At 31.2% G+C, this 13894-nt stretch carries 13 protein-coding genes and 2 pseudogenes; 4 read left to right on the forward strand and 11 right to left on the reverse strand.

Going from position 1 to position 13894, the window contains the following annotated elements:
* Positions 1-25 precede the first annotated feature (25 nt).
* The 5 genes from KDK92_RS04970 to KDK92_RS04990 form a co-directional block, all read right to left on the reverse strand.
* A complete protein-coding gene (locus KDK92_RS04970; protein WP_250857966.1) occupies positions 26-1099 on the reverse strand; it encodes a M23 family metallopeptidase in 1074 nt (357 codons plus the stop codon).
* A 60-nt stretch (positions 1100-1159) separates the two neighbouring features.
* On the reverse strand, positions 1160-2230 hold the full coding sequence (locus tag KDK92_RS04975) for a M23 family metallopeptidase (RefSeq protein WP_250857967.1): 1071 nt from the start codon (positions 2228-2230) through the stop codon (positions 1160-1162).
* Positions 2231-2432: 202 nt separating this feature from the next.
* Positions 2433-2726, reverse strand: coding sequence for a CD3324 family protein (locus tag KDK92_RS04980; RefSeq protein WP_250857968.1), 294 nt, complete (start codon positions 2724-2726; stop codon positions 2433-2435).
* A 321-nt stretch (positions 2727-3047) separates the two neighbouring features.
* The gene (locus KDK92_RS04985; protein WP_250857970.1) at positions 3048-4469 is read right to left on the reverse strand and encodes a hypothetical protein; all 1422 of its coding nucleotides are present in this window, start codon (positions 4467-4469) and stop codon (positions 3048-3050) included.
* Between the two features lie 30 nt (positions 4470-4499).
* Positions 4500-5120 (reverse strand): TetR/AcrR family transcriptional regulator, encoded by a 621-nt coding sequence (locus KDK92_RS04990; protein ID WP_250857972.1) that lies wholly within the window; start codon positions 5118-5120, stop codon positions 4500-4502.
* A 319-nt stretch (positions 5121-5439) separates the two neighbouring features.
* Between KDK92_RS04990 and KDK92_RS04995 the strand changes: the two genes are divergently transcribed.
* A complete protein-coding gene (locus KDK92_RS04995; protein ID WP_250857973.1) occupies positions 5440-6639 on the forward strand; it encodes a cation:proton antiporter in 1200 nt (399 codons plus the stop codon).
* Between the two features lie 118 nt (positions 6640-6757).
* Here KDK92_RS04995 and KDK92_RS05000 read toward each other — a convergent pair whose 3' ends face one another.
* Together KDK92_RS05000 and KDK92_RS24905 are read right to left on the reverse strand one after the other, a co-directional pair.
* Positions 6758-7000, reverse strand: coding sequence for a 4Fe-4S binding protein (locus tag KDK92_RS05000; RefSeq protein WP_338115234.1), 243 nt, complete (start codon positions 6998-7000; stop codon positions 6758-6760).
* A gap of 122 nt (positions 7001-7122) precedes the next feature.
* Complete coding sequence (locus tag KDK92_RS24905) at positions 7123-7443, reverse strand: leucine-rich repeat domain-containing protein (RefSeq protein WP_420852326.1); 321 nt, start codon at positions 7441-7443, stop codon at positions 7123-7125.
* Positions 7444-7529: 86 nt separating this feature from the next.
* Between KDK92_RS24905 and tnpB the strand changes: the two genes are divergently transcribed.
* Entirely contained in the window at positions 7530-8627 is a 1098-nt protein-coding gene (gene tnpB / locus KDK92_RS05005) for an IS200/IS605 family element RNA-guided endonuclease TnpB (protein WP_276575868.1), read from the forward strand.
* 103 nt (positions 8628-8730) lie between these two features.
* Here the strand turns inward: tnpB and KDK92_RS05010 are convergent, their stop codons facing one another.
* A complete protein-coding gene (locus KDK92_RS05010) occupies positions 8731-9045 on the reverse strand; it encodes a hypothetical protein (protein WP_250857975.1) in 315 nt (104 codons plus the stop codon).
* Positions 9046-9295: 250 nt separating this feature from the next.
* A pseudogene (locus KDK92_RS05015) lies at positions 9296-9601 on the reverse strand (dihydrofolate reductase family protein); the annotation flags it as partial.
* On the opposite strand from KDK92_RS05015, the pseudogene KDK92_RS05020 reads away from it, so the two are divergent.
* Together KDK92_RS05020 and KDK92_RS05025 are read left to right on the forward strand one after the other, a co-directional pair.
* A pseudogene (locus KDK92_RS05020) lies at positions 9594-10040 on the forward strand (IS1595 family transposase); the annotation flags it as partial. The pseudogenes KDK92_RS05015 and KDK92_RS05020 sit on opposite strands and share 8 nt — an antisense overlap.
* Positions 10041-10184: 144 nt before the next feature.
* Entirely contained in the window at positions 10185-10715 is a 531-nt protein-coding gene (locus KDK92_RS05025; protein ID WP_250857977.1) for a dihydrofolate reductase family protein, read from the forward strand.
* A 226-nt stretch (positions 10716-10941) separates the two neighbouring features.
* On the opposite strand, the gene KDK92_RS05030 is transcribed toward KDK92_RS05025, so the two are convergent.
* Together KDK92_RS05030 and KDK92_RS05035 are read right to left on the reverse strand one after the other, a co-directional pair.
* Positions 10942-12672: a diguanylate cyclase gene (locus KDK92_RS05030; RefSeq protein ID WP_250857978.1), complete on the reverse strand. Its 1731-nt coding sequence runs from the start codon at positions 12670-12672 to the stop codon at positions 10942-10944.
* Between the two features lie 365 nt (positions 12673-13037).
* The gene (locus KDK92_RS05035; protein WP_250857980.1) at positions 13038-13829 is read right to left on the reverse strand and encodes a helix-turn-helix domain-containing protein; all 792 of its coding nucleotides are present in this window, start codon (positions 13827-13829) and stop codon (positions 13038-13040) included.
* Positions 13830-13894 lie beyond the last annotated feature (65 nt).

Below are 13894 nucleotides of genomic sequence, written 5' to 3' on the forward strand. Positions count from 1 at the left end.
TTTATCATTTCTTTATTTACTTGAATTATTCTGCATGCACAATTATATTCTCTTCTTCTATTAAACTAATTCTATCACCATCTACATTCCTTATATTAGAAAAAGAGCAAGGAAGTCCTCTATCAGCTAAGAAATCTGGTCCATCCATTAATTGAAAGTGTAGATGAGGACAACCAGACATTCCTGTATGTCCAACTTTAGCTATAACCTGTCCTTGTTTAACCTTATCACCTTTTTTTACAGTTAAACTATCTGTAGCTAAGTGCCCGTAAAAAGAATACTCTTCATTATCATGTTTTAAAACAATATGATTTCCACACTGAGCAGGCATAAAGCCATATTGATCTATAAATGGCTTTCTCTCTGACCAATTCCAAGATGTAGTTATTTCAAAGCTATGGTAACAATCTACAACCTCACCATCAGCTATTGCTAGCACATCCTTGCCATATACTACATAATCTTCTTTACTCATATTTTCCTTATAAGATAACTTTTGTTCAACATTATATTGAGCCATATCAATAGCAAATTCCATGGAATAATGCTGACGATGGTCAAGCAAGCTCTTATAATGTCCACAAGTACTTATACTTCCTTTAAGTGGAAATATATACTGATTTTTATTTTCATATTGAACCAATGGAACGCTCAGTTCTTGAACATGTTTCTCACCAAATTTATCATAAGCAACTTTTATTCTTAATTCATCTATAGCGCTTTCATGTACTGTAATGAAATACTCATTAAATATACCTGTTTCTTGATTTTCATTCATTACTACTGATTTTGCAAAGCATTCTGCATTCCAAAAATCTTCTTCCCCTAAAAATAATTTAGCACCAATATCTTTACAAAGCCACCCATTGTTTTCTGCAAAATTTTCTACAGCATTATCAAGGTACTTACCTTGATAAGTAACTTGCTTAACTGCAACCCCTGCGGAATACAACTCAAAACTTATGTCTTTTAAGATTATATTTTCCCCTGTATCATTTTTAATTTTCAGACCGTGCAAAAGAAAGTTTGAAACAACTTGTCCCCCGTTTTCTTCTGCCATGTTGATAATAGAATCTTTTGGTATTGTACTTAATTGCATTATAATCTCCCCTTTATTTACAGCCTTAATACATCAATTTATATTACTATATTTTACTTTCTATTCAGCGTTTACTATAGTGTATTCCTCTGTGGTAATATCAATTGGATTCCCAAATTGATTCTTAATATTAGTAAAGAAACATGGAAAACTTCTTGCCTCATCATCAAAGCCACTTGTTAGTTCAAAATGAAGGTGTGGACCTCCTGACATTCCTGTATTTCCAACCCTTCCGATAACTTGACCTTGTTTTACTTTATCTCCTACATTCAGGTTCACACTATGATATACTAGATGATCATACTGTGAGTACTCTCCTCCTTCATGTTTGATTGCTACTATATTCCCTGTAATCACTGGCCAATATCCATGAATGTCTTCAATTTTTTTCTCTTCTTCAGGGCTCATTCCAAAGGTACATTCTTTCATCTCTTCATAAACCTGAACCACCACTCCATCAGCAATGGCGTAAACTTCCTCTCCATAACAAGGATAGTCCTCTTCCTTCCTACTCTCATCAACTAGCAGTCTATTGTCTCCATCCAGTTTAATCAGATCAAAAGCAAACTCATCAGCATGTCTCCAACGATGACCAACAAGACAGTCAAAATTTCCTTGAACCTGCCATGTTCCTTTAACCGGGAAAATGTATTTATTCTTATTCTCATACTTAACTAAATCTATTTTTTTGCTTTCAATGCACTCAATTCCATCTTGACTATACTTTATCCGAATTAGAAGCTCATCCAAAAGCTCATTAAATACGATGTGGAAATATTCATTTCTTAACCCTATTTCCTCTCCTGGCTTCAAAATGGTACATTCAGCTAAACTGTTATAGTCCCAAAACTCTCTTGTACCTATCAGTGCTGCCCTTTGGTGATCATCTGATATTTGAATTTTCTTGTTCCATCTTGGTATCCAAAACTTTAATAACTCACTATCATAAGAATACTTCTTTATAACCTGCCCACTCTTCTTAACAGTAAAAGAAATCTCCTCAATTTCCATAGGCTCATTAGACGTATTTTGAACCCTTAGAGCCCTCAAAATAAAATCAGAATAATATGTGTCAAGAGTAAAATCTGTCATTGTTATTATATAATCTTTTGGTAAAATCGTAATTTGCATGTTTCATCATTCCTTCTTTTAGTATTTTAAACTCATAATATCTTTATTTTTTTAAACTATATAAATTGTTTTAATTCATGTCTTATTTCCCCACTTCTTACACAACTTTCTTAACTTCCTATTTAAATGGTATCACTGGATTAATATCACTATCAACCTACAACTTTTTTCTGAAATAAAAATGCGCCAATAAGCATTTTGCTTATGACGCATTTTTTTGCAAGATTTCTCTTTTAATTTTCGAAATAATTTTTTGTATGCTTTTGGGTGCCAAATAATACATTTCCGAAAGATCTTTTATAGATGTACCCTCTTGGTATTTTCTATATATCTCTAGGTTTCTTTCAGCAGTTTTATTTTTACTTTTGGTAGTTTCTCCCCAAGCCTTTCTGTTGCATTTCTTTCTGGGAATATAAAGATATTCACCCTCAACATATTTTTGAATTATATTTAATACTTCCTCTGGTAACACTTCTGTTGCTTTAACATAGCTCATTATATGCTCCTCCTAAATTCAGTTTAATTTTAGGATCGAGCAAAGGCTATTTCATATTTTTAATTATTCATTCATATGCAATAGCCTTTGCTACGCATAAATAACAGATTTTCTCATAAAGTAGTTCCCCTTCCTTGTCTACTAACTATGTAAAATATAATGTAATAATTGCGATTGTGTAGACAAGTGTATTATATCATAGTTCTCTAATTTTGGAAATAATTGTGTCTCGTCAAATATAAAAAAAAACACAACAATCATTGATTGATTATTGTGGACTTGCTGCTCCAAACAAAATACATATTAACTTGCCCTATTGTCCTAATCTTCCTTTTTATCTTCAATTGCTTTACCCGTTACTTTTCCTGAACTCCTCCCATTCCCCTCATAGGAGTTGTCCCCAGTGTGTTCCTCTAGATTTTTTGGTAAAAATTCATCCAATTTCATACCAAACATTCTAGCATTTTTAGGTAGGCATGAAGGTGGATTTGTGGCCTTCTGCTTTTTCCATAGTGCTTTTCTCTTTGGAATCTCGTCAATTAAAGACCCTAAGTTCTGACCAGATACGAAAAACTTTAACTCATCTTCTTTTAGCCAGAAAACATCTTCATGGATTTTAATAATGCCTTTTCTTTTAAGACGCATACCTATTTCAAAGAAAACTTCTCGGAGGAATGGCTGACAAATACCCATATTGGCTAGACCATTTTCTCTAAATGGAGCATTAAACCTTGCGAGCTTCAACTTAATCAGAAACTTTCTGTAAACTGAATCTGAAACTACTTCTTTAACTTTCTTTTTAGCTTCATCTCTCTTTAAAAGTAATTCCTTTTGTCTCTTAATTGGGTCTTCACCAAGACCATTAACGTAAATCTTTAATGCTTCTATAATTAGTCTTGGTTCTTCATGGGGTGTCTGTTTTGAAAAATCTATGTCATAAAGCATGTTGCCGTGGACATCCAAATATTCTCTAAACTTCTTACACAATGGATGATCTTCAAACTCCTTACTTTCAATGAGTGCTCTAATGTCATCGCTACTGTTGTTGATGACAATTTCTTTTGTTTTTACATCTTTTTTGATTTCCTGTGCTAAGGCATAAAGAGCTTTATCTGCAAGAGTTGGCGCAGCATCGTCTCCAAGCATAAAGACGTGAGAAGGAATATTGACTTTAGGCTTAATCTTTTTATCATAATACTTAGTAAATAGTCTTTCACTTTTATAAGCTTGTGCTAAATAAATTTGACAATAGGTATAGTAAGCACATATTGTTTCAGTCAATTCATGGGTAATCTCATAGAGCTCTTTAGTATCTATATCCTTTAAGTTTAACTCCTTCAGCTCAGCTAATCTTGCTTTAATCGTAGGCAGTCTTCCCTTTTCAACCCACTCAGGATGAACATTTAATGTAATCCTAACCTTCTTCATTTTTTTTAGCATAAACCAATAGAAATGTCTGTCCATGGTGAACTGATAATACCCATAACCATTTATAATATAAAACTTCATGAAAGCAAGTACTTCACTTTCACCCATGAGCAAATCAAATAATTTCAGCATTGTGCTGCTAACGTGATTTCCCGCATAATCAGCATAAAGTGGTACTAAAGGCTCTGGCATGAGCTCACAAATACTTCCTCTTACACATATTGTCCCCTTTGGTTGAGGTACCACGTCCCAGTTAAACTGAGTTAAATCCGTGGTTATTGGATTTGTATTTACTTCTTTTATTTTATTTTTCAAAATATCACCACCTTACCAACCTCATATCGTTTATTTAAAAAATTGATCTCTTAAGAATTTAATATATTCGTCACATTCTTCTAGTAGCTTATTTAGCTCATATGTGGTATCCTCTGACTTCATTATATCCCAGTATTCCTCCGCTTTTCCTCTTAAAGTCCAATTCATCACATTAATCATTTTCTCTATATCTATTCCTTCTTTAACCTGACTGAAGTCTATGTTATAGGTATAGAATTTATCTCTCATTCCAGGGGATATTTCTTCTGTTTGATTTCGAATATTACTACGACTAATTTTATCTATGTACTTTTGAAAAAACTCTATCATATAGGGATAACGTTCCATTAATTCAAATTTCAATTTTATTGATTGTCTCATTCTGTTCAATATGTCTGTATCATCCCAATCAATCCTATCTTCCATATCTTTAACAACAACTTTGATTGAAAAAAATACTAAGAAATCAAATAGTTCTTGTTTATCTTTGAAATAATGATAAAGTAACCCTCTAGAAATCCCCGCTTGCTTAACAACATTGTTAGTAGATGCCTTTTCATAGTCATTTTTACTGAACACTTCAAAAGCACAGTTGATTATTTTATGAATTTTTTCATTATTGATATCTATGTGTTCAAATCTCTTATCCATTATTATCACTCCTTTTACCTTGTCATAGACAGCTTTTGTCCATTCTCATTATATGACATGCAGACAGAAGTTGTCAAAGTTATTTTACTATACAATATTATTAAAAATAATTTTGTATTAACCATTCCTTTCTGAAATTACTTTGGATAAAATTCCCCCCTATTTTTTTAAATTAATATATATACATTTTTATATTTTAGGTATATACTATATATCAGCAATACCCCATAGGGGTATCATAAAATAATACCTATATTTAAAAATCAAATACATTGAATTCAGTATTTATCAACCAATTTAACGAAAGAAGGCGCTAGAAATGCATATCTTATTTTACGTAGGATTAATTTTACTTGTTGGACTTGTTGCAGGAAAAGCTGTTTCAAAGATTAAGTTACCAGAGGTAACTGGATATCTTTTAGGTGGAGTATTGATAGGAGGATCTTTCTTAAAAATAATTCCACATGATATTGTAGGTCAATTATCTATAATATCAGAGGTTGCACTTGGTTTTATTGCTTTTAGTATAGGTAGTGAATTGAAGATATCCCATATTAAAAAAGTTGGTAAGGGAATCGTAATAATCACTCTATTTGAGGCATTAAGTGCAGTAATATTGGTAACCTTAGTTATGTTTACTATAGGGGGAAAAGATTTAGGCTTTAGTATAGTGATTGGAGCAATTGCAGCAGCTACAGCACCCGCAGCAACACTTATGGTAATCAGGCAGTATAAAGCTAAAGGTCCCGTAGTAAATACTCTGCTCCCCATTGTTGCTATGGATGATGCAGTAGGTATTATAGTTTTTGGTGTATCTATAACAGTGGCTAAAGGATTATCATCCATTGGTGGAGAGGTAACCTTATTTAATATGTTGGTAGAACCTATTATGGAAATAATTTTAGCTGTTGTTATCGGTATAGGCATAGGTATAATATCGGCATTCATTTCTAGAAAAACAACAGGCGGAGATAACCTATTAGCTTTAACAATTGGAATAGTATTTATATCTGTAGGGATTTCTAGTCATTTTAATGTTTCACCACTATTATTATGTATGGCTATTGGGACAACTTTATCCAATATTATGCCTAATAGTAAGAGGGCCTTAGAGGTTGTAGATAGATTCACTCCACCAATTTTTATCGCATTTTTTACCTTTGCAGGAGCTGAACTAGATTTATCAATACTCTTAAAGGTAGGAATGGCAGGAGTGTTATATATTGTGGTAAGAGTTATTGGAAAAGTTGTAGGTGCTGGATTGGGAGCAAAAATAGCAAAATCACCCCAAAGTGTTCAACAATATTTAGGGTTAACTTTGGTACCTCAAGCTGGAGTAGCAATTGGACTTGCTATGGCAGCGCAAGAGGCGTTGCCTACTCATGGAATGGAAATAAGAGCAATCATCTTAGGAGCCACAGTAGTATATGAATTGGTAGGCCCACTACTAACTAAAATGGCATTAACAAAGGCTGGAGAAATAGATAAAAATATTATCCCCACCACAGTAAGTGCTTAGCAATAAAAAATAGTGTAAAAAAACACACAGAGCTTGGCATCTCATCTACATTAAATCGCCAAGCTCTATGATTACTCTAAACCACGTCATTATTGTACAAAGGTACTGCTAACTATACTTATCTTTCAAACTGAAACGCCCCAGTAGGACAAATTTTAACACACTTTCCACAACCAATGCATTTTTCTTCAATGACCTCAGGAGCGTTATATCCCTTTTGTAGGATAGCATCCGTTGGACACTTTGGTAAAGCTGGACATGGATGATCCTGAGGACATCTCTCTTTTATAATTATTGCTTTTCTCAACATTTCACACTCCTTTTCAATGACATTTATTGATTTATCTTCCCCTAACCTCATAAACCCTATGTGTTGAACATAACTTTCTATTAACCCATCCTACTTATTTTTTATCGCTGTCACTGCTTATACGGTAAACACATAGCAAAATTTCAAAAGGTTTGATACCTATTCATCACCTATTAATGTAATTCAAAATCTTTGTATCTTAAATTATCATAATAGGGTTCTACAGGTGAATAATCGGTTATTTCATTGTGCCATAAATATAAACCAGTTAATTTTTTTAAGTTTTTCAAAGGTTCTATATTTGTTATTTTATTTCGTCTTAGAACTAAATGAGTTAACTTAGTTAATTTTTTCAAAGGTTCTATATTACTTACTTCATTCTTATTTAGATTTAACCTAGTTAACTTAGTTAAATTTTTTAACGTAACTAGCAGAAGTCTCTCAACTTCTATAAGTGGGAGATGAATGCATAATCTTAACGCTTTTACTTGGATAAAAAATCATTAATGGGAAATAATAAGAATGAATGTTCTTGAGGATTGATTAAGATGTCATATGAAGAGTAAAGGTAGTGAACGTAATGAAAATCAACAAAGCATACAAATTCAGATTATATCCAAATAAAAAACAAATAGAAGTAATTGAGAAATCTTTTGGTTGTTCAAGATTTATATATAACCATTTCTTAAATCAAAAAAATGAAGTATATAAGGACGAAAAAAGATGTGTGAAATATACAGAACAACAAAATTTGTTGCCAAGTATGAAAAAAGAATTTGTATGGCTTAAAGAAATTGATAGTACATCACTACAAATGACACTTAGAAATCTTGATAATGCTTTCAAAAATTTTTTTCATGGTAGAGCTGACAGACCGAAATTCAAAAGTAAAAGAGACAACTATAAAGCATATACAAGTAATTTCGTTAATAATAATATAGACATAAAAAAAGATAAAATAAAACTACCAAAATTGAAATGGGTTAAAACAAAAATTCATAGATATGTTGAAGGTAGAATAATAAATGCTACTGTAACTAAAACTCCTAGTGGTAAATATTTTATAGCAATATGTGTTGAAACAGAAATAGATACATTAGAAAAAGTTATCGGAAATATTGGCATAGATTTAGGAATATGTCATTTTGCAATATTATCAAATGGTGAAAAGATAGAAAACCCTAAGTATCTAAAAAAGTCATTAAATAAGTTAGCAAAAGAACAAAGGAAATTAAGTAGTAAACAAAAATGTAGTAATAACTGGAATAAGCAAAGAGTAAAAGTTGCTAGACTACATGAACATATATCTAATCAAAGATTAGACTTTATTCATAAGTTATCTAAAAGAATTGTAAGCGAAAACCAAGTTATAGTTCTTGAAGATTTAGCAGTTAAAAATATGATGAAGAATGATAAATTAGCTCAAAGTATTTCAGATGTAAGTTGGTATAAATTTGTTACTATGCTAGATTATAAAGGAAAATGGTATGGAAGAAAAATTTATAAGATAGATAGATGGTATCCATCATCTAAAACTTGCAATAATTGTGGTTATATTTTAGATGAAATGCCACTACAAATAAGAGAATGGATATGTCCTAAATGCGATAGCATTCATGATAGGGATATAAATGCCAGTAAAAATATACTGAAACAAGGCTTGTTAGAAATAGCCTAAAAAACTAAGAACCGTAGGTCTTACGGGGATAGCCTGTGGAGAAAGTAGATTGCGAAATCTGTGAAGCAGGAAAAGTTCTTGGATGCACCAAGAAGCCTACACTTCAGCGTGAGCAAGTGGTAGGAGAGTTCACTGGTTCAATATTTGATATTTTATTATCATCTAATTGTAAATCAGTCAAATTAATCAAATTTTGCATACCCGAAATATCTTTAATTTCCATTTCCCAGCAAGCTAAAATAGTTATTTTTCCAACATCACTATTAAAAATATCTCCTGTAGGTTTCTTAATTCTTTTTCTTATTACATTTTCTAAATTTTTATCTGGAAATATTATTATTTCATCATCTGTCTTATTAATACAAACAATAAATCCAATCAAAAGGACAACTAAAATTAAAACTAATTTCTTTTTCAATTATGCGCACCACTTCTCTTAAATATTTCTTTAAATACTAATTTATATTATACTAAAGACAGTTTCCATTGGCAATTATTACTAATTAAATTAGAGCATAACCTTTAAATATTTTTTAAGAATGAATTTAAATCCTATTACATGTTTATTATTAGAATCAAATAAAACTCACCTTTCACAGGGTTTTGTGAAAGGTGAGTTTTTTATAATATTAATAAAGATTCATTATACTTTTGGGCTGAATTATTTATTACACTCTTTTTGAATATCTATGTATTGTAATACCATCTTGTACTGTGTATTCATCTAAGTGTAACTTTATAGTAGGATTGCTACCAAGGAATAATGGTCTTCCATTCCCTAGAATTATAGGTATAATACCAATAATGTATTCATCAACTATATCTGCTTTTATAAAACAATCTGTAAGACCTCCTCCTCCAAAGAGCCAAATATCCTTACCTTCTTCTTTCTGTAAGTTTTGTATATAACCACAAATATCATTACTAATAAATTCTACGTTTCCGTAGTTTTCCATCTTGTTAGAAGTTGCAACTGCTCTTGATAGGCAAGGTAATTTAATTATAGAGTTACTATGCACTGGTAGAATGACTTCCGATGAATTAAAAAGACTTTATATCAACCGTATGGGAGAAGAATCCATTCTTTGCACAGATAGCCATAAGAGTTATATGCAATTTGCTACAGATATGGAATTAGAACATAAGAGAATTAAAAGAGGTAGACACAAAGAAGACATATACCATATTCAACACATTAATAGCCTTCATTCTAATTTAAAAAGATGGATGAGCAGGTTTAATGGTGTTGCAACTAAATACTTAAGCAACTACCTTAAATGGCATAAATGGATAGATACTTTCATTACAGAAAAAGAGACAATAAGAATCAAAAATTTGATAGTACATAGTAGTATACCTCATAGTTATACTATGATAAAGGAATTTAAGAATAGACAACCAATATTTGTTTAAATTCGCTTTAATTCATATTTTAACTGGAATTATAAACCACACATTGTGTATAATGTAAATATAAACTATTAAACAATAGTAGAATATGGTTCACAAATTATATTATTAAATGAGATAAAATTTTACTAAGATGGAGGTTTATATATGTCTAACAAAAGAAATTTAGTTTTATATATAGCAACAAGTTTAGATGGTTACATAGCAACACAAGATGACTCCTTGGAATGGTTGTTTAAAATTGCAGGTGAAGGAGATAATGGATATTCTGAATTCTACGACACTGTTGACACTATTTTAATTGGTAGAAGAACTTATGACTGGATTGTTGAAAAAGAAAAAGGTAATTTCCCCTACAAGAATAAGAAGTGTTATGTATTTTCCAAATCAAAAATCGGCAAGGATGAAAGCGTAGAATATATAAATCAGGATGTAGTGGAGTTTACAAATAAAATCAAGAGAATGGATGGCGGTAAAATATGGCTTGTTGGCGGTGGTAATTTACTTCACTCTTTTATTAAAGAAAGGTTAGTTGACGAGTTTATTATTACTATAGCACCTACACTAATAGGTGATGGAATCCCGCTATTCAAAAAAAATGATTTTGAATTAGAACTGAAGTTAAAGAGTATGAGGAAATTCAATCAATTTGTCGAACTCCATTACGAGGTAAAATGATTGCTATTAAGTTCGGAATCTTCTTTTTAGACGAACTTAAAGTGGGCAAATTAAGTGTCCACTTTAAGTTTTTTCATTCATCAACATTGGTTTAAAACAGAGCCAAATATTAAAATACTATATTTATGAAGCAAATTATAAAATTCTACTCCACTTGACCTACGTTTTCAACTCCATATATTCCTATAACTATTTTGGCTATTGTTTACCTTGCCTGTATATATAGTTAATAATTATGTACCTTTACTTGATTTCTACCTTCTGTCTTAGCCTTATATAGTGCCTCATCTGTCAGTTCAATAAATGTCTTCAAATCATTATTAGCAAATCTATTTAATGTACAAACACCAATACTAATTGTAACATAATTAGATATCTTTGAAGCGCTGTGAGGGATTTTTAAATCCTCAATGCCTTTTCTAACTTGTTCTGCTAGAGATAAAGCCGTATCTTGATCAGTATTCTTCAATACCGCAAGAAATTCTTCTCCACCATAGCGTGCAACAAAATCAATTTCTTTTCTTAGCATTTCTTTTATAGTCCTAGCAACCATTTTTAAGCAATCATCACCGGCAGGATGCCCATAGGTATCATTGTAGCCTTTAAAATGATCAATATCTATCATTACAATTGCTAATGGCTCTTTATATTCTAATGATTTAATCCATGCTTGTTCTAAATATTCGTCCAATTTTCTTCTATTGAATAAACCCGTAAGACCATCTTGATTAGATAATAATTCTAATTGGCGAGTTCTATCTTTAACTTTCTTTTCTAAGGTTGTATTTATTTCTTCTAATTGAGAATTAGATATTTTTAATTCTTCCATGTAATTTTTGATTCTATAAATCATATCATTAAATATCTTTGTGAGTTCACCAATTTCATCATTTCTATTGCTTTTTATCCTAACATCAAACTCACCGCCAATTACTTTTTCTGTAGCTTTTATAAGCTGCTTAATGGGGTAAAGAATGATTCTGCTATAAATAAGCGCAATTAGAGCCGATAGTGAAAATATGAAACAAAAAACTGTAAATAACCGTTTTTTCATTTGTTCAATGGGTTCAATAATTTCATCAATATAAACCCCGCTGCAAAGGTACCAGTCCATAGGTTCATAATATTTATAAATTACTATTTTATCTTTATATCCTTCTTCACCCGGATTTTTCCATGGATAAGTGATGCTACCATTTTTCTTCTGTATAATCTCCTGTATAAAGTAATTTCCTTCTGTATCAGTATAATTATAAATACTTACTCCTTCTTGTTTAGGATGTATAATTAAATTACCTGATGAATTCATGACGTGCATATATCCTGTTTTGCCAATTGTCACAGAGAGAATATTATCTTTAAAGTCATTAGTATTAACAAGGTTTATGAACTCTGACTTATAGGATGAAATTGAAATAATATAGTCCCAAGGTTCAAAATACGTCATATACAGTACTTTATCTCGAGCTATTTCATCTTCAGGATTCTTCCATAAATATTCCATATAACCATCTTTTTTATCAATTTGTCTTTGTATAAAATCATAACTCGAAATATTTACTCCCTTTAACACAGGATGCTCTATTAATACACCAGTAGAATCTACAATATAAATATATCCTGTTTCACCAATACTTTGGCTTTTAAGAATGCTTTCAACAGCTTGTTTCGCTTCTAATTCCGATAATTCTCCCGTCATGAACTTCTCATAATAAAGTTCAACGATATTTTTATTTTTTTCAGCAATCGCTCTAAGGTGATTTTTAATAGATGCATTGACTGACGAATCAATTAGATTATATGTTGATTCTGTCAATGTTTGAAGATTATTCATGACCAAATTATTATTTAGCTTTGATGTCATGCTATAGCTAATAACCTCTGTTAGCACAGTACATATAATTACCAGTGACATAAGCAATAACATTATCTGTTTTGAAAATCCTAACTTTCTCATTTAATCACCTCAGTTCCACTACATAATTTTGCATATTATCTAATATATTTAATATTCTAATAAATGAGATATTTATAACTACTAATTGTTTTTTGTTAAGTATAACATAATCTTGGTCAATCCATCTATATTATGCAACTTATTTTTCAAGTAAAGCCTTTATATAAATATCGACAATATGTATTAAAAACTTTACCCCTTTATTTACCTATATATCCTGATTGAACCCAGCTTCAGCATTTCTAAGATATCCAACTAGGAACAATCACATAAACAAATAACTGCAAATGACTTGGCAATCAAATAAAACTCACTTTTCACAAAGTTTTGTGAAAGGTGAGTTTTTTATAACTATTAGATATTTCTTATACCTCAAAGAACTTTAGCACACTTCCATCAATGGTAGTAACCTCACAGGTTTTTCCTCCCCATGGTTCAGTAATAACCTCTGTTATTAGATTCCATCCACTCTTCTTCACAAATGCATATAATTGTTCAACACCTTGCACGAGCATGAATCCAACCATCATCTGAAGTGAATCTCCCTTAAACATATGAATTCCTGTAAAGGGTGCAATATGTAACGCTTCTATCTCAATAGGGATATTGTTTACACAACCGTATATACCTACGTTATTTTCATCTCTTGCTTCAATTTGTCCATACCACCCAAGTACTTCTTTAAACCATTTTAATGTTTTGTCCATATCCTGAGTGTAATAAACTGCTCCTGTTTCCTTTACAACGTAGCCTCTTTTACTAAAATCATTCATAATTTCTTTTCCTCCTGATAAATTAGATTTTACGGATATACGTGAGAATGTGTTCAAACTAATCCTGTTCTTTCTTGCTATGGACGGAGTTACTCCATGAAATCTCGAAAATGCCCTTGTAAAGCTTTCATTAGTTTTATAACCATATTTTATAGCAATATCCAGAATGCTGCTATCACTGCTCAAAAGTTCATATCCAGCTAATGTCAATCTACGATTTCTGATATATTCTCCTACAGTGCAATCGCACAATATTGTAAACATCCGTTGGAAATAAAAAGTTGATGTATATATCTTGGCAGCTAATATATCACTATCCAGTTCTGCATCAATATTATCCTCAATATAGTCAATAATTTTTTGAATACTCCCTATCCAGTCCAAATTCTCACCCCCTTACAAGACTTATCTTACCAAAATCCAATTCATCCTTCTTGACATTTTCTGCA

Origin of the sequence: Oceanirhabdus seepicola (assembly GCF_023684385.1) — a bacterium.
GTDB lineage: Bacteria > Bacillota > Clostridia > Clostridiales > Clostridiaceae > Oceanirhabdus > Oceanirhabdus seepicola.

Excerpts from the sequence above, each read along its gene's own strand:
- KDK92_RS04970 (WP_250857966.1), bottom strand. The coding sequence starts at position 1,099 with ATGCAATTAAGTACAATACCAAAAGATTCTATTATCAACATGGCAGAA.
- KDK92_RS04975 (WP_250857967.1), bottom strand. The coding sequence starts at position 2,230 with ATGCAAATTACGATTTTACCAAAAGATTATATAATAACAATGACAGAT.
- KDK92_RS04980 (WP_250857968.1), bottom strand. The coding sequence starts at position 2,726 with ATGAGCTATGTTAAAGCAACAGAAGTGTTACCAGAGGAAGTATTAAAT.
- KDK92_RS04990 (WP_250857972.1), bottom strand. The coding sequence starts at position 5,120 with ATGGATAAGAGATTTGAACACATAGATATCAATAATGAAAAAATTCAT.
- KDK92_RS04995 (WP_250857973.1), top strand. The coding sequence starts at position 5,440 with ATGCATATCTTATTTTACGTAGGATTAATTTTACTTGTTGGACTTGTT.
- KDK92_RS05000 (WP_338115234.1), bottom strand. The coding sequence starts at position 7,000 with ATGAGGTTAGGGGAAGATAAATCAATAAATGTCATTGAAAAGGAGTGT.
- tnpB (WP_276575868.1), top strand. The coding sequence starts at position 7,530 with ATGAAAATCAACAAAGCATACAAATTCAGATTATATCCAAATAAAAAA.
- KDK92_RS05025 (WP_250857977.1), top strand. The coding sequence starts at position 10,185 with ATGTCTAACAAAAGAAATTTAGTTTTATATATAGCAACAAGTTTAGAT.
- KDK92_RS05030 (WP_250857978.1), bottom strand. The coding sequence starts at position 12,672 with ATGAGAAAGTTAGGATTTTCAAAACAGATAATGTTATTGCTTATGTCA.